We start from the raw sequence: 18,807 nt of genomic DNA, 5'->3' as shown, positions 1-18,807 counted from the left end.
TCCACGACCCAACCGAAACGCAGAAACGCAGAGAGGACGCACCATGAACGAGGGCTCGCTCGAGGACCTGCTGGTGATCGATCTGTCCCGCGCGCTCGCGGGACCGCACGCGGGGCAGATGCTGGGGGATCTCGGCGCCCGGGTGATCAAGGTCGAGTCGCCGGGCAGCGGGGACGACACCCGGTCGTGGGGGCCGCCGTTCGTCGACGGCGCGGACGGCCGCTCCTATTCCACATATTTTCTGTCGTGCAATCGCAACAAGGAGTCGATCGCGCTCGATCTGAAGAGCGACGACGGCCGCGCGGTGCTGACCGGCCTGCTCGAACGGGCCGACGTGCTCATCGAGAACTTCCGCACCGGCGTGATGGATCGCCTCGGCTTCGGCACCGCCGCGCTGGCGGCGCTGAACCCGCGGCTCGTGCAGCTCTCGATCACGGGCTTCGGCCACGACGGCCCGGAGGGCGGGCGCGCGGGCTACGACCAGATCGTGCAGGGCGAGGCCGGGCTCATGTCGCTCACGGGCCCGGGCCCCGAGGACCCGCAGCGGGTCGGGACCCCGATCGCCGACCTGCTCGGCGGGATCCACGGCGTGGTCGGCGTGCTCGCCGCGCTGCACGAGCGGGAGCGCACGGGCCGTGGACGCGTGGTGCGCACCTCGCTGCTGTCATCGATCGTCGGCGTGCACGCGTTCCAGGGCACCCGGGTCACCGTGGCCGGGCAGACCCCGCAGGCCCAGGGCAACCACCACCCGTCGATCGCGCCGTACGGCCTGTTCCGCTGCCGCGACGGCGCGGTGCAGATCAGCGTCGGCAGCGAGCGGCTGTGGCAGGCGTTCTGCGCCGAGTTCGGTTTGGATCCCGAGACGCCGGGTCTCGGGACGAACCCGGAGCGCGTCGCGCGTCGCGGAGAGACCATCGCGTTCGTCGAGGACGCCTTCGCGGCGCACGACGCGGCCCCGCTGCTCGAACGGCTGCGCGCCGCGGGGATTCCCGCGGGCAAAGTGCGCGATCTCTCCGAGGTCTACGAGTGGGACCAGGTCCGTTCGCAAGGGCTCGTCGTCGAGGTGGATCACGCGGCGCTCGGCAGCATCTCGCTGCCGGGGCCGGCGATCCGCTTCTTCGACGTCGATGCCGCGGGAGAGGCGGAGCGTGCGCGGACCGAGCACCAGGCGCCGCCCGTGCTCGACCAGCACGGCGACGCGATCCGCGCCTGGCTCGCGAGCGCGCCGGCCGTGCCGAGCGCGCCGGTGGCGGAGGCGGCGGCATGAGTGCGGCCGCCGAGCGTCCGCGCCGGCTCTCGGCCGCGCAGCTCATCGAACTCATCTCGGATCCCGGCAGCTACGTCTCGTGGGATGCGCCGCCCGTCGAACCGGACCTCGGCGACGCCTACCGCGAGGAGCTGGCCCGCGCTGCCGAGAAGAGCGGTGCCGACGAATCGATCGTCACGGGCGAGGCGCTCATCGACGGCCGCCGTGTCGCGCTCATCGCCTGCGAGTTCGGATTCCTCGCCGGTTCGATCGGCGCGGCCGCGGCGGAGCGTTTCGTCGCCGCGATCGAGCGGGCGACGGCCGAGCGGCTGCCGGTGCTCGCGTCGACCGCGTCGGGCGGCACGCGCATGCAGGAGGGCACGCTCGCGTTCGTCGCCATGGTGAAGATCGCGGCTGCCGTCGCCGCGCACCAGGCCGAGGGGCTGCCGTACCTCGTCTATCTCAGGCATCCGTCGACGGGCGGCGCGCTCGCCTCGTTCGGCTCGCTCGGGCAGGTCACCGTGGCCGAGCCGGGCGCGCTCGTCGGTTTCCTCGGCCCGCGCGTCTACGAGGCGCTGTACGGTGAACCGTTCCCAGCCGGGGTGCAGTCCGCCGAGAATCTCGCGCGGCTCGGGATCATCGACGGCGTGCTCCAGCCCGATGCGCTGCGCGAGGTCGTGCAGCGCACCCTGCGGCTGCTCGAACGACCGACCCACGCGGCGCTCGTGGAGCGCGCCGCCGATCCCGGAGCGGCCTCGGCCGATCCCGCGGGGTCCACGGCGACCTGGGAATCGGTCACCCGCACCAGGGATCGCAGGCGACCGGGCCTCCGTGAGCTGCTGCGTCACGCGGCGAGCGACATCGTGCCGCTGTCGGGAACCGGCCAGGGCGAGCGGGATCCGGGCCTCTCGCTGAGCCTCGCCCGCTTCGGCGGGATCCCGGCGGTGGTCGTCGGGCAGGATCGCCGCGCGCAGCGCGCGTACGCCCCGCTCGGCCCGGGCGCGCTCCGCGCCGCCCGCCGCGCCATGCACCTCGCCGAGGAGCTCCGGTTGCCGCTCGTCAGCGTCATCGATACTCCGGGTGCGGCGCTGTCGCGCGCCGCGGAGGAGGGCGGGCTCGCGAGCGAGATCGCCCACTGCCTCGCCGACCTCGTCAGCCACCGGGGTCCGACGTTGTCGGTGCTGCTCGGCGAGGGGACCGGCGGCGGGGCGCTCGCTCTGCTTCCGGCCGACCGCACCATCGCCGCCGAGCACGCCTGGCTCTCGCCGCTGCCGCCCGAGGGCGCGTCGGCGATCGTGCACCGGGACACGGCGCACGCGGCGGAGCTCGCCGAGCAGCAGGGTGTCGCCTCGGCGGCGCTCCGTGCGAACGGCATCGTCGACCGGATCGTGGCCGAGTCGCCCGATGCCGCGCGGGAACCGGTCGACTTCTGCGGGCGGATGCGCGACGCGATCGCGCAGGAGCTCGCAGGGCTCATGCTGCAGCAGGGCGACCGGCGCCGGGTCGCCCGGCTCGACCGCTACCGGCGTATCGGGGTCTGAACGGCGGGGGCGGACGTCACGACGCAGCTCGCGGGATCACCCGGGACGGCGCAGGAGACATCCCGCTGCCGGAGGTGCAGCGGCGAGACGAGCACCGCGACGGCGAGTACCAGCGCCAGCGCGGTGCCGGCGACGCAGGAGCGGCCCAGAACCGGCGCGGCCCGTCCGCCGAGCGCCCGGCGAGCGAGCCCCAGGATCCCGAGCCCGGCGAGCCCGCCCGCCGTGTTCACCAGCACGTCGGTGACGTCGGAGACGCCGACCGCGAGGACGAACTGCGCGGTCTCGAGCAGCAGACTCACCGCCGCCGAGGCGCCCGCGGCGACCCAGAGCGCTCGCGGTTTCGACCAGCGCTGCGGCGCGAGGAGCCCGAGGTGCCAGCCGAGCGGGAGGAAGAGCACGAGGTTCGCGAGGATCTCGAGCGGGAAGCTCGCCGTCGCATCGTTGTCGGCTCCGAACGGTACGAGCTTGATCACGCGCAGCCCGCCCGCGCCGATGTACGGGACCTCGAACTTCCACAGCACGGCCCAGGTCAGCACGAGCAGATAGACGCCGAGGCTCGCGACCAGCGCGTTGCGCGAGACGGAACGCCGGCCCGGCCGGCCGGCCGCGCGCGTCGGCATCAGCGCTCGCGGTCCGAAGCGGTCGGCCGCGCGGGGCGGTGCCCGCCTGCGGGATCCCCCGTCGGCAGCACGACGGTCGCCCGCAGCCCGCCGTCCGGCAGCGCGGCCAGGTCGAGGGCGCCGTCGTGCGCCGTGACGATGCTCTGCACGATCGCGAGGCCCAGACCGACTCCTGCCTGATCGCTGCGGATGCGCCCGGTACCCCGCCGGAACGGCTCGGTGAGGGTCGAGACGAGTTCCGGGCTGATCCGTTCGCCCGTGTTCTCGACCGAGATGCGCGAGGTCTCGACGCCGGCGGCCGTGCGGATCAGAACGGTCCCGCCCGCGGGGAGGTTGTGCACGATCGCGTTGTGCACGAGGTTCGTCACCGTCTGCAGCAGCAGCGCGGGGGACCCGAACGCGAGCGCGATCTCGCCCTCGGTCTCGAGCGCCACGCCGTGCTTCTCGGCGAGGGGGAGCAGGGTCTCGGCCGCCTCCTCGCCGAGCAGCGAGAGATCGATCCGCTCGCGGTCGAAGGATCGCCGGTCGGCGCGGCTCAGCACGAGCAGGGCCTCGGTCAGCTCGATCGCCCGGGCGTTGACGGCGCGGAGGCGCTCGAGCAGCTCGTCGTCGGCTCGGGCGGGCTCGCTCTGCGCGACCTCCAGCATGGTCTGGGTGATGGCGAGCGGGGTCCGGAGCTCGTGCGAGGCGTTCGCCGCGAAGCGTTGCTGCTCGGCGACCTGGGATTCGAGCCGATCGAGCATCGCGTCGAGGCCGTCGGCGAGCTCCCGGAACTCGTCGCGGCGCCCCTCGAGCTCGATGCGGTGCGAGAGCGAGCCGTCGGAGACCCGGCGGGTCGCGGCGGTGATCCGGCGCAACGGGCCCAGCATGCGACCGGCGAGGACCCAGCCGCCGACCAGTCCGATGACGAGGAGGGCGATGAGCGCCCAGATCGCGGCGGGGACGAAGGCGCGGATCAGGTCGTTGCGGCCCGGGAAGAACGTGCTCGGGAACTCATCCGGCGAGTCTGAGTGCGAACCGACGAACGCATCGGTCGGTACGTAGCGCAGCAGGAAGACCCAGACGACCGCGAGCAGCAGCGCGCCGGTGAGCAGCACGACCGCCGCGTAGCTGAGGGTGAACTTCAGCCGGACGCTCAGTCCGGGCTCGCGATCCACCGCAGGTCTAGACACCGGCGGGCCCCTCGGCGCTCGGTTCGGTGTCGATGCGGTAGCCGACGCCCGGCACGGTCGCGATCAGCCACGGCTCGCCGAGCCGCTTGCGCAGCGCCGACACCGTGATCCGCACCGCGTTCGTGAACGGGTCGGCGTTCTCGTCCCACGCCCGCTCCAGCAGCTCCTCGGCGCTGATCACGCCGCCCTCGGCGGCGACGAGCACCTCGAGCACGGCGAACTGCTTGCGGGTGAGGGCGACGTAGCGGCCGTCGCGGTACACCTCGCGGCGGAAGGGATCCAGGCGGAGCCCCGCGATCTCGCGCACCGGCGGTCGGTGGTGCGCTCGGCGGCGGTCGAGCGCGCGCAGGCGCAGCACGAGCTCGCGCAGCTCGAACGGCTTCGTCAGGTAGTCGTCGGCGCCGAGCTCGAAGCCCGACGCCTTGTCGTCGATCCGGTCGGCCGCGGTGACCATCAGGATCGGGATTCCGCTGCCGGATTCGACGATTCGTCGGGCGATCTCGTCGCCCGACGGGCCGGGCACGTCCCGGTCGAGCACCGCGATGTCGTAGCTGTTGATGCTCAGCAGTTCGAGCGCGGTGTCGCCGTCGCCCGCGATGTCGGCCGCGATGGCTTCGAGCCGCAGGCCGTCGCGAACGGCCTCGGCCATCAGGGGCTCGTCTTCGACGATCAGTACGCGCATGCCCCCATGCTAGGAGCCCGCACCTATCGTCGGCGTATCGGATCCGTGAGCGCTACGCGATCGGGTCGAGCAGTTCCGCGACGGAGCCGAGCACCTCGTCGGGCCGGAACGGGAACCGCTCGATCTCGCGCTGGTCCGAGATGCCGGTCAGCACGAGCACCGTGTGCAGACCGGCCTCCATGCCCGCCACCACGTCGGTGTCCATGCGGTCGCCGATCATGGCGGTGTTGTGGGAGTGCGCACCGATCCGGTTGAGGGCCGACCGGAACATCATGGGGTTCGGCTTGCCCACGATGTAGGGCTCGCGTCCGGTCGCCTTGGTGATGAGCGCGTTGATGGCGCCCGTCGCGGGAAGCGGGCCCTCGGAGCTCGGACCCGTGGCGTCGGGATTCGTCGAGATGAAGCGGGCGCCGCGATCGATCAGTCGGATCGCCTTGGTGATCGCCTCGAACGAGTAGTTGCGGGTCTCGCCGACCACGACGAAGTCGGGATCCGCCTCGGTCATCACGTACCCGGAGTCGTGCAGTGCGGTGAGGATCCCCGCCTCGCCGATCACGAACGCCGAGCCGCCGGGCTTCTGCTGCTTGAGGAACGCCGCGGTGGCGAGCGCGCTCGTCCAGATGCGGTCCTCGGGAACGTCGAGCCCCGATGCCGAGAGCCGGGCGCTGAGATCGCGGGCGGTGAAGATCGAGTTGTTCGTCAGCACGAGGAACGGGGTCCCGTCCGCCTGCCAGCGCGCGATCAGTTCGGCCGCACCCGGGATCGCGCGATTCTCGTGCACGAGCACGCCGTCCATGTCGGTGAGCCAGCACTCGATCCGGGCGCGGGGGTGCGGCCTCGCCTCCGCGTTCGCGGGGGCGGTCTTTGTCGAGGGCTGCGGGACGGCGGCGCGTGCTTCGCTCATAGCCACAGAGTAGTCCCGGCCGATGAACGCGCGGTGCCGCGCGGCCTCACCGGTTCCGCGGGGGACCGGTGGGAGACTGGATCCATGCACGACCGAGCCGCCGCACCCGCGCGCCCTGAAGACCTCGTCGACCTCGACGCGCTGCTCGCCGCGTTCGACGAGCGCGTCCCCGACCCGAGCGATCCGGCGCAGCGCGTCGTGTTCGGCACCTCCGGGCACCGCGGGTCCTCGCTCGACGGCTCGTTCAACGCCGCCCACATCATCGCGATGAGCGCGGCCATCGCCGAGTACCGCGCCGGGCAGGGCATCGAAGGGCCGCTCTTCCTCGGCGCCGACACCCACCCGCTCTCCGCTCCCGCCGAGCGGATCGCCCGCGAGGTGCTCTCCGCCGCGGGCGTCCGAGTGCTCGCCCGCTCCGGGACGGGCGACGAGATCTACGTGCCGACTCCCGCCGTGAGCCATGCGATCCTCACCCACAACCGCGGCCGCGACGCCGCCGATCCCGGCCGGGCCGACGGCATCGTGGTCACCCCGAGCCACAACCCGCCGCGCGACGGCGGCTTCAAGTACAACCCGCCGCACGGCGGACCCGCCGACACCGACGCCACCGGCTGGATCGCGCGTCGCGCGAACGAGCTGCTCGAGCAGGGCGTCGACGCGATCCCGCGGGCCGGCCGCGACGGGGTCGCGGGCGAGTCCGTCGGCCGCTACGACTTCCTCGGCGAATACGTGGAATCCATCGACCGGGTGATCGACGTCGACGCGATCCGTCGCTCGGGTCTGCGCATCGGCGCGCACCCGCTCGGCGGCGCGAGCGTCGCCTACTGGGCGGCGATCCGCGACCGGTTCGACTTCGACCTCACGGTGCTCGGCCCGGGCGTCGACCCGCGCTGGTCGTTCATGCACCTCGACTGGGACGGCAAGATCCGCATGGATCCCTCCTCGGCGCAGGTCATGTCGACCGTGACCGGCTACCGCGACGACTTCGACCTCGTCACGGGCAACGACGCCGACGCCGACCGCCACGGCATCGTCACCGCCGACGCCGGCCTCATGAACCCCAACCACTTCCTCGTGGTCGCCATCGACTACCTGCTGAGCCACCGGCCCGACTGGGCGCCGGAGGCGGGCATCGGCAAGACCCTCGTCTCGTCCGGGCTCATCGACCGCGTGGTCGCCGCGCATGGCCGGACCCTGCTCGAGGTGCCGGTCGGATTCAAGTGGTTCGTCCCCGGGCTCGTCGACGGTTCGGTCGTGTTCGGCGGCGAGGAGAGCGCCGGAGCCTCCTTCCTGCGTTTCGACGGGGCGCCCTGGAGCACCGACAAGGACGGGATCCTGCTGTGCCTGCTCGCGGCCGAGATCCAGGCCGTGACCGGGCAGTCGCCCTCGCAGCGGTACCGGGAGCTTGCCGGCCGGCTCGGCGACCCCGCCTACGCGCGCGTGGACGCCCCCGCGACGCCGGAGCAGAAGGCGCGCCTCGCAGCGCTCGCGCCGTCCGACGTGACCGACACCGAGCTCGCGGGCGATCCCATCACCGCGGTGCTCACGACCGCTCCCGGCAACGGAGCGGACATCGGAGGGCTCAAGGTGCAGACCGAGCACGCCTGGTTCGCCGCGCGTCCCTCGGGTACCGAGCACGTCATGAAGATCTACGCCGAGTCGTTCCGCGGCCCCGAGCACCTCGCCGAGGTGCAGGAGGCCGCGCGCCGCCTCGTCGACCGCGTGCTCGGCGCATAGCCCGAACGGCTGCGGCGCTCGCCGCATGCTCGCGGCCGTGCGGGTGGGTACGCTTGACCCATGAATGAGCGCCCCGCAGGATCCCGCCGGTACAGCTACCTGGGCCCGGCCGGAACCTTTACCGAGGCCGCGCTCAAGCAGGTGCCCGAGGCGGTCGGCGAGGACTGGCGTCCGGTGGCGAACCTCGGCGAGGCGCTGAACGACGTCGTCACGGGCGTGAGCGACGCCGCGATGATCGCGATCGAGAACTCGATCGACGGCGGGGTGACCGTCGCGCAGGACGCGCTCGCCACGATCCCCGATCTGCGGATCGTGGGGGAGTACCTCGTCCCCGTGAGCTTCGTGCTCGTGGCGCGACCCGGGATCCGCCTCGAGGACGTCGAGGTCGTCGCCGCGCACCCGGTCGCCTACGGGCAGTGCCGTGCCTGGCTCGACGGCAACGCTCCGGGGCATCGGCATCTGCAGGCCACCTCGAACGTGCAGGCGGCAGCCGACCTGTTCGACCCTGAAAAGGGGATCGACGCCGCGATCGCGCCGCCCGGCATCGCCGACCACTACGACGTCGACGTGCTGGCCGAGGGCATCGCCGAGAACCCCGACGCCGAGACCCGCTTCGTGCTCGTCAGCCGCACCGTGCCCGTCGGCGAACCGACCGGCGCCGACAAGACCTCGCTGATCGTCGAGCTGCCCGACGACCGGGCCGGCGCCCTGCTCGACCTGCTCGAGCAGTTCGCGACCCGCGGAGTCAACCTGACGCTGCTCGCGTCGCGGCCCATCGGCGACCGCATGGGCCGGTACCGCTTCGTGATCGACGCCGAGGGGCACGTGAAGGACGAGCGGGTAGCCGATGCGCTGCTCGGCGTGAAGCGTTTCAGCCCCAACGTGGTGTTCCTCGGCTCCTACCCGCGGGCTGACCGCGTCGCGGCGTCGATCCGCGATGCGCACGACGACGGTACGTTCCGGGATGCGCGCGACTGGCTGCGCGGCGTCATCGAGGGCACCGCAGACGGCGAGGCGTAGCCGCGCGGGCGGGGTCCCTCCGGGTCCGGGACCCTTGAGAGTTCTTGACGGCGCACTATTGTGTAATGCACACTAGTGCGCAACGGAAGGAACGTGAGGAACGCGATGGATCCCACCCAACTGCTCAAGGGCGTGCTGGATGCCGCGGTGCTCGCCGTCGTGCAGCACGAGGACGGCTACGGCTACGACGTCGTGCGGCGCCTGCGCGACGCCGGGCTCGAAGAAGTCGGCGACGCATCGGTGTACGGCACGCTGCGCCGGCTCTACGCCGCGGGCGCGCTCTCCACCTACGTGGTGCCGTCCGAGGGCGGACCGCACCGCAAGTACTACAGCATGACGCCCGCGGGTCGTGCCCTGCTCGACGAGCAGCGTGCCGGGTGGCTCCGATTCTCCGCAGTGCTCACCGAGCTCGTGGCGGGCGAACCCCGATCCGGCCGTCCGGCCGACGCGCCGCAGCAGACCGCAGAACCCCAGCACGTTCCAGTACCGCAGCCGCTCACGACGGGAGTCGACGCATGAACGCCACCACCGCCTCCGATCAGACCGCGCCGACGCGACCGATCGCCGAGACCGGACCCGGGGCCGAAGCCGGGCTCGGGGCTGCCGCCGACCGCGCGGCGGCGTTCGCCGGCGCGGTGCGCGCGCAGCTCGCCGACCTCCCCGCGGAGGAACGGGACGACCTCGTCGACGGCCTCGAAGCCGACCTCGTCGAGCGTCTCGCCGACGGCGGCGAGCTCGGCGACCCGATCGCGTACGCCGAGGAGCTGCGCCTGGCCGCGGGCCTGCCGCCGCGCGGCGAGGCTGCCGGTGCCCGGCCCCGGCGTACGTTCCGGGAGCGCGCCGATGCCGTCGAGGAGCGGCTCAGCGACTGGGCCGAGGCGACCGCGGCACGCAAGGGGGCCTGGGACTTCATCCGCTCGTTGCGACCGGTCTGGTGGGTGCTCCGCGGTCTCGGGGTCGCGCTCGCCGTCCTCTTCTTCACCGGGTTCCTCGTCAACGTCTCCGGACTGCCGTACCCGCGTTCGATGACCGTCGCGGTGCTGCTCGGACTCGTCACGACGGTGCTGAGCGTGCAGTGGGGCCGCGGCAAGTGGCTGCCGAAGCGGTGGATGGTCTGGCTCCGCCGGGTAGGCGATGTCATCGCCGTGTTCGCGCTGGTGTTCCTGCTCGGGAGCATCGCGAACCTGGGTGCAGTTTCGAACGATCTGGCGAGTCAACCGCAGGGAGAGCCCGGGTTGACTTCGAACGCCGAGCAACGAATCTCGAACATCTACGCCTACGACTGCTCGGGCAAGCTGCTCGACGGAGTCCGGCTCTTCGATCAGGACGGTCGGCCGCTGACCACGACCACGGGCGGCCCCTGGGGCGACGGGCAGCAGGTCGACGGAGGCTGGGACGAGCAGAAGCAGCAGAGCATCGAGTACGGCGTGAACCGTCTGGCCGACCCGGGGGCGTGGAACGTGTTCCCGCTCGAAGAGAAGCGCATCGATCTGCAGGGCAACGAGGTCCCCGGCGATGCCGACCCCATCGCGGCCGCTCCTCGGGACGCGGTGGCGCCGCTGTCGGCGAACTGCACGGCGCCGGGTACGACTTCGGACCAGGCGGGTCCTGCTGCCGCCCCGACCCCCGCGCCCTCGGCGACGCCGACGCCGTGATCCCGCCGCCCCCGGGTTCGTTCCGCGAGCCGCCCCTCGACAGCGCCGGAGCCCGCTGGGAGGATGGGAACCCCGGGGCGCGGCCCGGCCGCCCCGGACCGACGGAGGAGGCGACCATGCGCTACCTGCTGCTCTGGCACACCGACGAGAACGAGCTCCGCGAACGCAGCCCCGAGTGGCACGAGGAGATCGCCGCGTTCCTGACCCGCTTCGAGGACGAGCTGGCGAGCACCTCCGAGCTCGAGTGGACCGAGGTGCTCGCGCCCGAGGCGCAGGCCGTGATGGTCGGTCCGGGGCCCGTCGCGCGGGATCGGGATCCCGCCATCGAGGGGAAACCGCTCGGGCGCGTGTGGGCGGTGCGCGCCGAGACCCGCGACCGCGTCGTCGAGCTCGCCTCCGAGCTCGCGGGTGAACTGGACGCGTGGATCGAGGTGCGCGCGGCGCTGCCCGGATCCCAGCGTCCGTAGGCGGAGCCGGCACCGGGCGCGGGATCCCGCTAGCGTTCGAGCGCGGGCACGCTCCAGCCCGGGAGCACACGCACAATGAGTGCGCCCGGGTCGACGGCGCCGCTCGCGGCGAGCGCGAGCCCGAAGTCGTCGCCGTCGAGCTGGATCGGTTCGGGCGAGCGCACCGAGAGCGCGTACTGCTTGGCGCGCAGGTAGCTGACGCTGCGGGTGTCGTGCACGAGGTCGATGATCCGGCGCCCGGCCTTCGTCTTGCGCAGCACGCCGTTCTCCCAGCCGATCTTGTTCCAGATGCGCAGCCACGAGAACGGGCCGAGCGGCCGCAGCGCGACGACGTCGAGTCGCCCGTCGTCGATCTGGGCGTCCGGGATCAGCAGCACGCCGCCGGGCATGAGCCCGCAGTTGCCGATCATGACCGTGTAGACGGAGAGCGACTTCGAGGCCTTGCCGTCGACGGAGTAGAGGATCTGCAGCGGGGACTCGCGGATCATCGTGCGGAGCCCGGCGTCGACGTAGGCGAGCCAGCCGACGCGCTTCTTGAGCGACGAGCTGGTCGAGCGGATCGCGCGCGCGTCGAGCCCCATGCCCGCGAGCACGAGGAACACGTGCTCGTCCTCGCTCTCGTCCTGGCGGATGATCGTCATGACCCCGAGGTCGATGGGGCGGTTGGTGCCGCGGAAGGCCGCGCGCACGGCCGCGCCGAGATCGTTCAACGGGATCCCGAGGTTGCGGGCGAGGAGGTTGCCCGTGCCCTGCGGGATCACGGCGAGCGGGACGCCGGTGCCGCGGAGGGCCTCCGAGATCGCGCGGATCGTTCCGTCGCCGCCCGAGCCGAGGACCACGCTCGCCCCGTCGGCGATGGCCTGCCGGGTCGCGGCGACTCCGGCGTCCTCCGCGTCGGTCTCGTACCAGCGGGTCGGCGCCCAGCCGGCCTCGGCCTCCCGCCGACCGACCTCGCGGCGGAGCGCGACGATGTCGGTCTTGAAGGGCTGGTAGACCACCGCCGCGGCAGGCTGCGTGCGCGCGGGTGTTCGGGTCATGCGCCCAAACTACCGCGCCGGGACCGGTCCGCGCCTGGACGCTCCGCCCGGATCCGGCGTCCGGCTGGCTAGACTGGGCTCGTGATCGATCCAGTACTCCTCCGCACCGATCCCGAACAGCTCAAGCGTTCCCAGCGCGCGCGCGGAAACGACGAGGCGGTGGTGGACCAGGCCGTCGCAGCAGACGAGGCCCGACGCGGCGCCCTCTCCGAGTTCGAGCGCCTGCGCGCCGAGCAGAAGGAGTTCGGCTCCCGGGTCAAGGCCGCCTCGAAGGACGAGAAGCCGGCGCTGATCGCGCAGGCGCAGGAGCTCGCCGCTCAGGTCAAGGCCGCCGAAGCGCTGGCGAAGGCCCGCGACGAGGAGTTCTCGGCGGCCGCGATGCGCATCGAGAACGTCGTCGTCGACGGCGTGCCCGTCGGTGGCGAGGAGAACTTCGTGACGCTGCGCGAGGTCGGCGAGGTGCCCAGCTTCGACTTCGAGGCGCGCGACCACCTCGAGCTCGGCGAGATGCTCGGCGCGATCGACATGCAGCGCGGGGCCAAGGTCTCGGGCGCTCGGTTCTACTTCCTGAGCGGCATCGGCGCGCGCCTCGAGATCGCGCTCATGAACATGGCGCTCGACCGCGCGCTGTCGAACGGGTTCACGCCGCTCATCACGCCGACGCTGGTCAAGCCCGAGATCATGCAGGGCACCGGCTTCCTCGGCGAGCACGCCGACGAGGTCTACCACCTGAAGGATCAGGACCTGTTCCTCACCGGCACGAGCGAGGTCGCACTCGCCGGGTTCCACTCCGACGAGATCATCGATCTCGCGGGCGGACCGCTGCGCTACGCCGGCTGGTCGACCTGCTACCGCAGCGAGGCGGGCTCGCACGGAAAGGACACTCGCGGGATCCTGCGGGTGCACCAGTTCAACAAGCTCGAGATGTTCGTCTACGCCGACCCGGCCGAGGCCGAGGCCGAGCACGACCGTCTGGTCGGCTGGCAGGAGGACATGCTGCAGGCGCTCGAACTCAGCTACCGCGTGATCGACGTCGCCGCGGGCGACCTCGGATCCAGCGCGGCGCGCAAGTTCGACATCGAGGCGTGGATCCCGACCCAGGGCACCTACCGGGAGCTCACTTCGACCAGCAACTGCACGACCTACCAGGCGCGCCGGCTCTCGACCCGCTTCCGCGGCGAGAACGGCAAGACCGCTCCGGTCGCGACGCTGAACGGCACGCTGGCGACCACGCGCTGGATCGTCGCGATCCTCGAGACGCATCAGCAGGCGGACGGCAGCGTGCGCGTCCCCGAAGCGCTGCGACCCTACCTCGGCGGCCTCGAAGTGCTGACCCCGATCGCGGGGGCCTAGGCCGTGGCGGCCGAGCTCGCGGCGAACGAGCGGCACCTCATCGCGCTCGACCTCGACGGGACCGTGCTCGACAACGAGCACCACGGCACCGCCGGGACCGACTGGGACGATCAGATCCCCGAGCGGGCCGGCAACGCGATCCGCGCGCTGCACGCCGCCGGGCACGAGGTCGTCATCGCGACCGGGCGTTCGGTCGACGCCACGCTGCCGGTCGTCGAGGCGCTGCGCATCAAGCCCGAGTGGGTGATCGCCGCGAACGGCGCCGTGACCCTGCGCCGCGACGCGCTGGCGCCGCGCGCCTACCGCCGCGAGTACGTCGAAGCGTTCGACCCGAGCGAGGCCCTCGTCAAGATCCGCGCCCAGCTCCTCACCGCGCGGTTCGCGGTCGAGCTCGCGAGCGGCGGCTTCCTCTACACCGAGCCGATCCCCACCGGGACGCTGCCGTCGCAGCAGCGGCAGGTGCCGTTCGAAGAGCTGCTCGGCGTGCAGGCCTCCCGCGTGGTCGTCGTATCGCCCGATCATCGCCTCGAGGAGTTCCTGAGCGCCGTCGAGACTCTCGGGCTCACCCACGTCTCGTACGCGGTCGGCCGCACCTCCTGGCTCGACATCGCGCCGAGCGGGGTGACCAAGGCGAGCGCGCTCGAGGTCGTGCGCTCCCGCGTCGGGATCGACCGTTCCCGCGTCTTCGCGGCCGGCGACGGGCGCAACGACATCGACATGCTGCAGTGGGCCGGGCGATTCGGCGACTCCGTGGCGATGGGGCAGGCCGTGGCCGACGTGCGGGCCGAAGCGGGGCGCGTCACGGCGCCGGTCGATCAGGACGGCCTGTTCGAGGCGCTGCGCGACCGATTCCCCGCGCTCCTCGGCTAAGCTCTTCTGCGGTGGGTTGTCCGAGCGGCCGAAGGAACTTGTCTTGAAAACAAGCAGGCGGTAACCCCGTCTCAGGGGTTCAAATCCCCTACCCACCGCCGCGAACGCCCGGTCAGAAAACGCTTCTGGCCGGGCGTTCCCCGTCTCCTGGAAATTCGCCGCGTTCGCCTGGGAGCTCGCCCGAGGCGGGGCGACCCCCAGGATCCTCCGGTACTCTCGTTCTGACGTATGCGCGTCTCCGCCGGAATCCTGCGGCGGCGCGCGATCCGACAGGTGGGGAATCGAACGGCATGGCGAAACGGCGGCGGGACGCGGCAGGGGAGTGGGCGAGCGCTCGGCACGGCAAGCTCCGGCGCTCGAGCGCCTGGCTGAACTCCGGCCGGATCCTGCTCACCATGGCCGTCGTCGTGCTGCTCAGCGGCGCCTCCATCGCCGCCTACGCGGTCTGGGGGCTCGCGACCAGCGTCCACACGGTCGACGGTCCCGACGCCGTCGCCGCGGGCGAGGACTCGCTGAAGGGCGAGGTCAATATCCTGCTCGTCGGATCCGACTCCCGGCAGGGGCAGGCGATCAACGACGGCGAGACGGGCGAGCTCAACGACGTGACACTGCTGCTGCACGTGGCCGCCGATCACAAGAGCGCGACCGTCATCAGCTTCCCCCGCGACCTCATGATCCCGATCCCGAGCTGCCCGGCGCCCGGCGGGGGCGAGCTGCCGGCGATGAGCGAGCAGCAGCTCAACTCCACGCTCTCCGAGGGCGGCCTGCCCTGCGTGATGCTCACGATCGAGCAGCTCACCGGACTCAAGATCCCCTATGGCGGGCTCATCACCTTCGACGGCGTGATCGGCATGTCGAACGCGCTCGGCGGTGTCGAAGTCTGCCTCGCCGAACCCATCGTCGACCCGAACACCGACCTCGACCTGCCCAAGGGCGAGGTGACGCTCAAAGGCATGGAGGCGCTGCAGTTCCTGCGCACCCGCCACGGCGTCGGCGACGGCGGCGACACGAGCCGCATCAGCAACCAGCAGATCTTCATGTCGAGCCTCGTGCGCAAGATGAAGAGCGCGGACACGCTGTCGAACCCGCTGAAGGTCTACGCGCTCGCGAAGGCCGGCGTCGAGAACATCAAGCTCACCAGCAACATGGCCTCCGCCGGATTCCTGCAGGCGCTCGCGGGCACGGTGAAGGACATCGACCTGGATCGCATCACCTTCGTCCAGTACCCGAGCTTCCAGCACCCCTACCAGCAGGGCCGCCTCACCCCGGACGAGGCGTCGGCGACCACGCTGTTCGACATCCTCAAGAGCGGCAAGCCGTTCGAAGTGGCGAAGGTGGGAGAGGGCGTCAAGGCCGAGGGCGGCACGCCGAAACCGACGACGACCGCGCCTCCGGCGACCACGCAGGCGCCGAGCACGACGGCCCCGTCGACGACTGCACCCTCGAAGACTACGGCGCCGCCCACCACGACGAAGCTGCCCGACAACATCTCGGGGCAGAGCAGCGCGACGCAGACCTGCTCGCAGGGGCGCACCGTCCTGTGACGCGCGATCCGTTCCGGCGCGGAATCCCGTACCGGAGCGGTCGCCGCGCCGCGCCGATTTTTCGTCGGGCCTCCTCCTCCCCTATGATGGAGTTCGCGTGCAAACGCTAGGAGACGTGCCGGAGCGGCCGAACGGACTTCACTGCTAATGAAGGGTCGGGCTTAAACCTGACCGGGGGTTCAAATCCCCCCGTCTCCGCCAACACCATCGAAGAAGCCCCCGCCCAGGCGGGGGCTTTCTCGTGTCCCCAGAATGCGGAGATCTGCAGGAATTCGGACGTTCCGGCCCGAGGGGTCCGAAATCGTGCGCATCTCCGCGTGCGAGACCGCCCGCTCGGAGCGGCTCGGCCGGTGCACCGCCGCCACGGCATACGCTGGCGGTATGTGCGGCACCTACGGATTCGATGAGGTGCGTGCGAGCAGGGCCGGGCAGCGCCGAGTCTCGTTCACCGCGGTCGATGAGGCCGCCTGCTCGGAGCGGCTCGGCCAGTGGGCCGCCGCGCTCGGCGGAACCGCGCAGATCACCCGGCGGAAGGCCCGCAACCTGAACCCGCTGGTGCACGAGGTCGCCGGCGAGCGACGCGTGGATCCGGGGTGGTGGTGGCTGTGGCTGAACGGCGCCCCGGCGCCCTTCAGCGCTTTCAACTCGCGTGACGACGCCCTGATGCGCAGCTGGCGGGTGCCGTTCCAGCGGCGCGCGATCCTGCCGGCGACCTGGTACCGGGAGCAGGGTGCGCGGTTCGGGTTCGCGGGCGAGCCGTTCGGGATCGCCGCGATCACGAGCACGGTGCCGCAGCGCGACGGGAGCCCGCTCGTCACCTATTCGATGGTCACGCGCGCGGGTGTGGGCGAAGCCGCATCGGTGCTCTCGTCGCGCGGCGAGGCGCGCATGCCGCTGATCCTGCCCGAATCGATGCACGACGAGTGGCTCGCCGCTGACCGACCGGGCGACCCTGAGCTGGTCGCACGCGCGGTCGCGTCCTCCGAGAGCCTGAGCCGGGCGATCGTGCGCGCGGAACCGGAACCCGGGGCCGCGCGTCGGGATCGGGCCCCGGCGCTCTTCGAGCTCTAGCGGGACGCGGCGTAGGCCACCAGGCGGTCCACGGCGGTCTCGAGGGTCGCCCGATCCTTCACGAAGGTGAACCGCAGCCAGGGCGCGAGCGCGAGCGCGGTCGGGGAGCCCGGCACGCAGAACGCCGACAGCGGGACCGTCGCGACGCCCGCGGCCTCGGGCAGTGCGCGGGCGAAGGCGGCGCCGTCCGCGTGCGCCCCGAGCAGCGGCGAGGCATCCGCGCAGACGAAATAGGTGCCAGACGGGACCACCGCGTCGAATCCGGCCCGTCGCAGGCCGTCGACGAGGAAGCCGCGCCGAGCATCGAGGTCGTCGCGCAGCGCCGCGACATCGCGGTCGCCCTCGTCGAGCGCGCGGGCGACCGCCGGTTGGAACGGCGCGCCGCCGACGAAGGTCGTGAACTGCTTGATCGCGAGCACCGCTTCGATCAGCGAGGCCGGTCCCGAGATCCACCCGATCTTCCACCCGGTGAGCGAGAAGGTCTTGCCCGCCGACGAGACGGTGAGCGTGCGCTCGCGCATTCCCGGAAGGGTCGCGATGGGCACGTGGGACGCGCCGTCGAAGGTGAGGTGCTCGTAGACCTCGTCGGAGAGCACGACCGCGTCGGCTGCGACGGCCGCGCGCGCGATGGCCGCGAGCTCGTCGGCGCTCAGCACGGAGCCGGTCGGGTTGTGGGGCGTGTTCAGCAGGATCAGGCGCGTGCGCGGCGAGACCGCCCGTTCGAACGCCTTCAGGTCGATGCGGAACCCGTCGGGGCCCGGAACGATCGGAACGGGCACGTGGGTCGCACCCGCCATAGCGATGTTCGCGGCGTGCGAGTCGAAGAACGGCTCGAGGGTGATGACCTCGTCGCCCGGGCCCGTGAGCGCGAGCACGGCGGTCGCGAGGGCCTCGGTCGCGCCGGCGGTCACGAGCACCTCGGTATCGGCGTCCAGCTCCAGGCCGTAGTGCCGCAGCTGGTGCCGGGCGATCGCCGCTCGCAGCTCGGGGATCCCGCGCCCGGGCGGATACTGGTTCGCGCCGGAGCGGATCGCGTCGACCGCGGCTTCGCGGATCCACTCGGGTCCATCGGCGTCGGGGAACCCCTGCCCGAGGTTCGCGGCGCCCGTGCGCGCGGCGAGGGCGCTCATCTCGGCGAAGATGGTCGGCCGGGTCGCGCCGTCGGGGGCGGCGAGGCCGGTGGCTGCTGCGACGGTGCGCCAACGTTCGGTCATCGCCCCAGTCTAGGATCCGAACCGCGCCCCGCGGGGTGCGTCAGTCAGCCGCCGTAACGCGAACGGGCGCCGAACCGCAAGGGTTCGGCGCCCGGAGCGCGAGGAGCCGCGGCTACTTCACCATCGGGATGTTGAAGAGGAAGCCGGGCTGCTGGCCGGTGCGGTAGTTCTCGGGAGCCTTCACCGCAGCGATGATGTGGAAGACGAACAGCACGATCGAACCGATGCCGAGCAGCGGCGCGAGGACCCAGCCCAGGTAGGGGATCACGCCGAGGATCCAGGTGGCGACGATGACCATCACGCGCAGCAGCGAGAAGTTCAGGTTCGCCGCGTGGTAGGCGCGGGCCTGCGGGTTGCCCTTGTCCTTCTCGATGAGGAAGAAGATGAGCGCCGGGATCCAGCTGAAGAACACCGAGAGCCAGTAGTTCAGCGTGATGTTGCTCACCGGATCGGCGACGGGCTGCGCGTAGCCGGGCTGCTGGTAGCCGCCGCCGGCGGGCGGCGGGGTCTGGTAGCCGCCGGCCTGGGGCGCGGCGTACCCGGGCTGCTGCGGTGCCGCGTAGCCGGGCTGCTGCGGTGCGGCGTAGCCGGGCTGGGGCGCCGCGGGCGGAGCCTGGGGTGTGCTCTGATTCCCTTCTGACGCTGCCCGCCGTCCGCTTCGAGTAGTCGCCTAT

General features: G+C 72.0%; 18 protein-coding genes and 2 tRNA genes. 13 read left to right on the top strand and 7 right to left on the bottom strand.

The annotated features are described in order from the left end of the window. Positions 1-43 precede the first annotated feature (43 nt). Positions 44-1,267: a CoA transferase gene (locus tag BMH31_RS02995; protein WP_099723857.1), complete on the top strand. Its 1,224-nt coding sequence runs from the start codon at positions 44-46 to the stop codon at positions 1,265-1,267. Next, positions 1,264-2,787 (top strand): carboxyl transferase domain-containing protein, encoded by a 1,524-nt coding sequence (locus BMH31_RS02990; RefSeq protein ID WP_099723858.1) that lies wholly within the window; start codon positions 1,264-1,266, stop codon positions 2,785-2,787. Before BMH31_RS02995 ends, BMH31_RS02990 begins: the two co-directional genes overlap by 4 nt. Here the strand turns inward: BMH31_RS02990 and BMH31_RS02985 are convergent. Genes BMH31_RS02985 through BMH31_RS02970 form a run of 4 tightly spaced genes read right to left on the bottom strand, consistent with a single transcriptional unit; the run spans position 2,766 to position 6,057 of the window. Beyond that, positions 2,766-3,407: a VanZ family protein gene (locus BMH31_RS02985; protein ID WP_099723859.1), complete on the bottom strand. Its 642-nt coding sequence runs from the start codon at positions 3,405-3,407 to the stop codon at positions 2,766-2,768. The genes BMH31_RS02990 and BMH31_RS02985 overlap by 22 nt on opposite strands. Further along, positions 3,407-4,579 (bottom strand): HAMP domain-containing sensor histidine kinase, encoded by a 1,173-nt coding sequence (locus BMH31_RS02980; RefSeq protein ID WP_275066534.1) that lies wholly within the window; start codon positions 4,577-4,579, stop codon positions 3,407-3,409. Before BMH31_RS02980 ends, BMH31_RS02985 begins: the two co-directional genes overlap by 1 nt. Then, on the bottom strand, positions 4,572-5,261 hold the full coding sequence (locus tag BMH31_RS02975) for a response regulator transcription factor (protein ID WP_099723861.1): 690 nt from the start codon (positions 5,259-5,261) through the stop codon (positions 4,572-4,574). Before BMH31_RS02975 ends, BMH31_RS02980 begins: the two co-directional genes overlap by 8 nt. Before the next feature lie 52 nt (positions 5,262-5,313). After that, complete coding sequence (locus BMH31_RS02970) at positions 5,314-6,057, bottom strand: HAD-IIA family hydrolase (protein WP_241898106.1); 744 nt, start codon at positions 6,055-6,057, stop codon at positions 5,314-5,316. Positions 6,058-6,249: 192 nt separating this feature from the next. Between BMH31_RS02970 and pgm the strand changes: the two genes are divergently transcribed. The 5 genes from pgm (at position 6,250) to BMH31_RS02945 (ending at position 11,044) form a co-directional block, all read left to right on the top strand. Then, entirely contained in the window at positions 6,250-7,902 is a 1,653-nt protein-coding gene (pgm, locus tag BMH31_RS02965) for a phosphoglucomutase (alpha-D-glucose-1,6-bisphosphate-dependent) (protein WP_099723863.1), read from the top strand. Between the two features lie 60 nt (positions 7,903-7,962). Beyond that, complete coding sequence (pheA, locus tag BMH31_RS02960; RefSeq protein ID WP_099723864.1) at positions 7,963-8,922, top strand: prephenate dehydratase; 960 nt, start codon at positions 7,963-7,965, stop codon at positions 8,920-8,922. A 105-nt stretch (positions 8,923-9,027) separates the two neighbouring features. After that, positions 9,028-9,441: a PadR family transcriptional regulator gene (locus BMH31_RS02955; protein WP_099723865.1), complete on the top strand. Its 414-nt coding sequence runs from the start codon at positions 9,028-9,030 to the stop codon at positions 9,439-9,441. Next, positions 9,438-10,577 carry a hypothetical protein gene (locus tag BMH31_RS02950; RefSeq protein WP_099723866.1) on the top strand — a complete coding sequence of 380 codons (1,140 nt, stop codon included), beginning with the start codon at positions 9,438-9,440 and terminating at the stop codon, positions 10,575-10,577. Before BMH31_RS02955 ends, BMH31_RS02950 begins: the two co-directional genes overlap by 4 nt. 116 nt (positions 10,578-10,693) lie before the next feature. Beyond that, entirely contained in the window at positions 10,694-11,044 is a 351-nt protein-coding gene (locus BMH31_RS02945; protein ID WP_099723867.1) for a hypothetical protein, read from the top strand. Between the two features lie 29 nt (positions 11,045-11,073). Here the strand turns inward: BMH31_RS02945 and BMH31_RS02940 are convergent, their stop codons facing one another. Continuing rightward, the gene (locus BMH31_RS02940; RefSeq protein WP_099723868.1) at positions 11,074-12,081 is read right to left on the bottom strand and encodes a diacylglycerol kinase family protein; all 1,008 of its coding nucleotides are present in this window, start codon (positions 12,079-12,081) and stop codon (positions 11,074-11,076) included. An 81-nt stretch (positions 12,082-12,162) separates the two neighbouring features. Between BMH31_RS02940 and serS the strand changes: the two genes are divergently transcribed. From serS to BMH31_RS02910, 6 genes are all read left to right on the top strand, one after another. Then, complete coding sequence (gene serS / locus BMH31_RS02935) at positions 12,163-13,434, top strand: serine--tRNA ligase (RefSeq protein WP_099723869.1); 1,272 nt, start codon at positions 12,163-12,165, stop codon at positions 13,432-13,434. Positions 13,435-13,437: 3 nt separating this feature from the next. Next, positions 13,438-14,304, top strand: coding sequence for an HAD hydrolase family protein (locus BMH31_RS02930; RefSeq protein WP_099723870.1), 867 nt, complete (start codon positions 13,438-13,440; stop codon positions 14,302-14,304). A 10-nt stretch (positions 14,305-14,314) separates the two neighbouring features. Beyond that, positions 14,315-14,402: transfer RNA gene (locus tag BMH31_RS02925), tRNA-Ser, on the top strand. 192 nt (positions 14,403-14,594) lie between these two features. Beyond that, a complete protein-coding gene (locus BMH31_RS02920) occupies positions 14,595-15,848 on the top strand; it encodes an LCP family protein (RefSeq protein WP_099723871.1) in 1,254 nt (417 codons plus the stop codon). A 109-nt stretch (positions 15,849-15,957) separates the two neighbouring features. Further along, a tRNA-Ser gene (locus tag BMH31_RS02915) sits at positions 15,958-16,049 on the top strand. A gap of 180 nt (positions 16,050-16,229) precedes the next feature. Further along, on the top strand, positions 16,230-16,919 hold the full coding sequence (locus tag BMH31_RS02910) for an SOS response-associated peptidase family protein (RefSeq protein WP_099747341.1): 690 nt from the start codon (positions 16,230-16,232) through the stop codon (positions 16,917-16,919). Here BMH31_RS02910 and BMH31_RS02905 read toward each other — a convergent pair. Next, positions 16,916-18,133: an aminotransferase class I/II-fold pyridoxal phosphate-dependent enzyme gene (locus tag BMH31_RS02905; RefSeq protein ID WP_099723873.1), complete on the bottom strand. Its 1,218-nt coding sequence runs from the start codon at positions 18,131-18,133 to the stop codon at positions 16,916-16,918. The genes BMH31_RS02910 and BMH31_RS02905 overlap by 4 nt on opposite strands. 112 nt (positions 18,134-18,245) lie before the next feature. Continuing rightward, positions 18,246-18,578, bottom strand: a complete 333-nt coding sequence (locus tag BMH31_RS02900; protein ID WP_099723874.1) for a DUF4870 domain-containing protein — start codon at positions 18,576-18,578, stop codon at positions 18,246-18,248. Between the last annotated feature and the right edge of the window lie 229 nt (positions 18,579-18,807).

The organism is Leucobacter sp. OLIS6 (assembly GCF_002752355.1).
Lineage (GTDB): Bacteria > Actinomycetota > Actinomycetes > Actinomycetales > Microbacteriaceae > Leucobacter.
This window is presented reverse-complemented; position numbering and strand designations above follow the sequence as displayed.

Bases quoted from the DNA above. Each gene is read 5' to 3' on its own strand.
- BMH31_RS02940 (WP_099723868.1), bottom strand. From the start codon at position 12,081: ATGACCCGAACACCCGCGCGCACGCAGCCTGCCGCGGCGGTGGTCTAC.
- BMH31_RS02955 (WP_099723865.1), top strand. From the start codon at position 9,028: ATGGATCCCACCCAACTGCTCAAGGGCGTGCTGGATGCCGCGGTGCTC.
- BMH31_RS02905 (WP_099723873.1), bottom strand. From the start codon at position 18,133: ATGACCGAACGTTGGCGCACCGTCGCAGCAGCCACCGGCCTCGCCGCC.
- BMH31_RS02975 (WP_099723861.1), bottom strand. From the start codon at position 5,261: ATGCGCGTACTGATCGTCGAAGACGAGCCCCTGATGGCCGAGGCCGTT.
- BMH31_RS02945 (WP_099723867.1), top strand. From the start codon at position 10,694: ATGCGCTACCTGCTGCTCTGGCACACCGACGAGAACGAGCTCCGCGAA.
- BMH31_RS02990 (WP_099723858.1), top strand. From the start codon at position 1,264: ATGAGTGCGGCCGCCGAGCGTCCGCGCCGGCTCTCGGCCGCGCAGCTC.
- BMH31_RS02995 (WP_099723857.1), top strand. From the start codon at position 44: ATGAACGAGGGCTCGCTCGAGGACCTGCTGGTGATCGATCTGTCCCGC.
- BMH31_RS02985 (WP_099723859.1), bottom strand. From the start codon at position 3,407: ATGCCGACGCGCGCGGCCGGCCGGCCGGGCCGGCGTTCCGTCTCGCGC.
- pgm (WP_099723863.1), top strand. From the start codon at position 6,250: ATGCACGACCGAGCCGCCGCACCCGCGCGCCCTGAAGACCTCGTCGAC.
- BMH31_RS02910 (WP_099747341.1), top strand. From the start codon at position 16,230: ATGTGCGGCACCTACGGATTCGATGAGGTGCGTGCGAGCAGGGCCGGG.
- BMH31_RS02950 (WP_099723866.1), top strand. From the start codon at position 9,438: ATGAACGCCACCACCGCCTCCGATCAGACCGCGCCGACGCGACCGATC.
- pheA (WP_099723864.1), top strand. From the start codon at position 7,963: ATGAATGAGCGCCCCGCAGGATCCCGCCGGTACAGCTACCTGGGCCCG.
- BMH31_RS02970 (WP_241898106.1), bottom strand. From the start codon at position 6,057: ATGGACGGCGTGCTCGTGCACGAGAATCGCGCGATCCCGGGTGCGGCC.
- BMH31_RS02920 (WP_099723871.1), top strand. From the start codon at position 14,595: ATGGCGAAACGGCGGCGGGACGCGGCAGGGGAGTGGGCGAGCGCTCGG.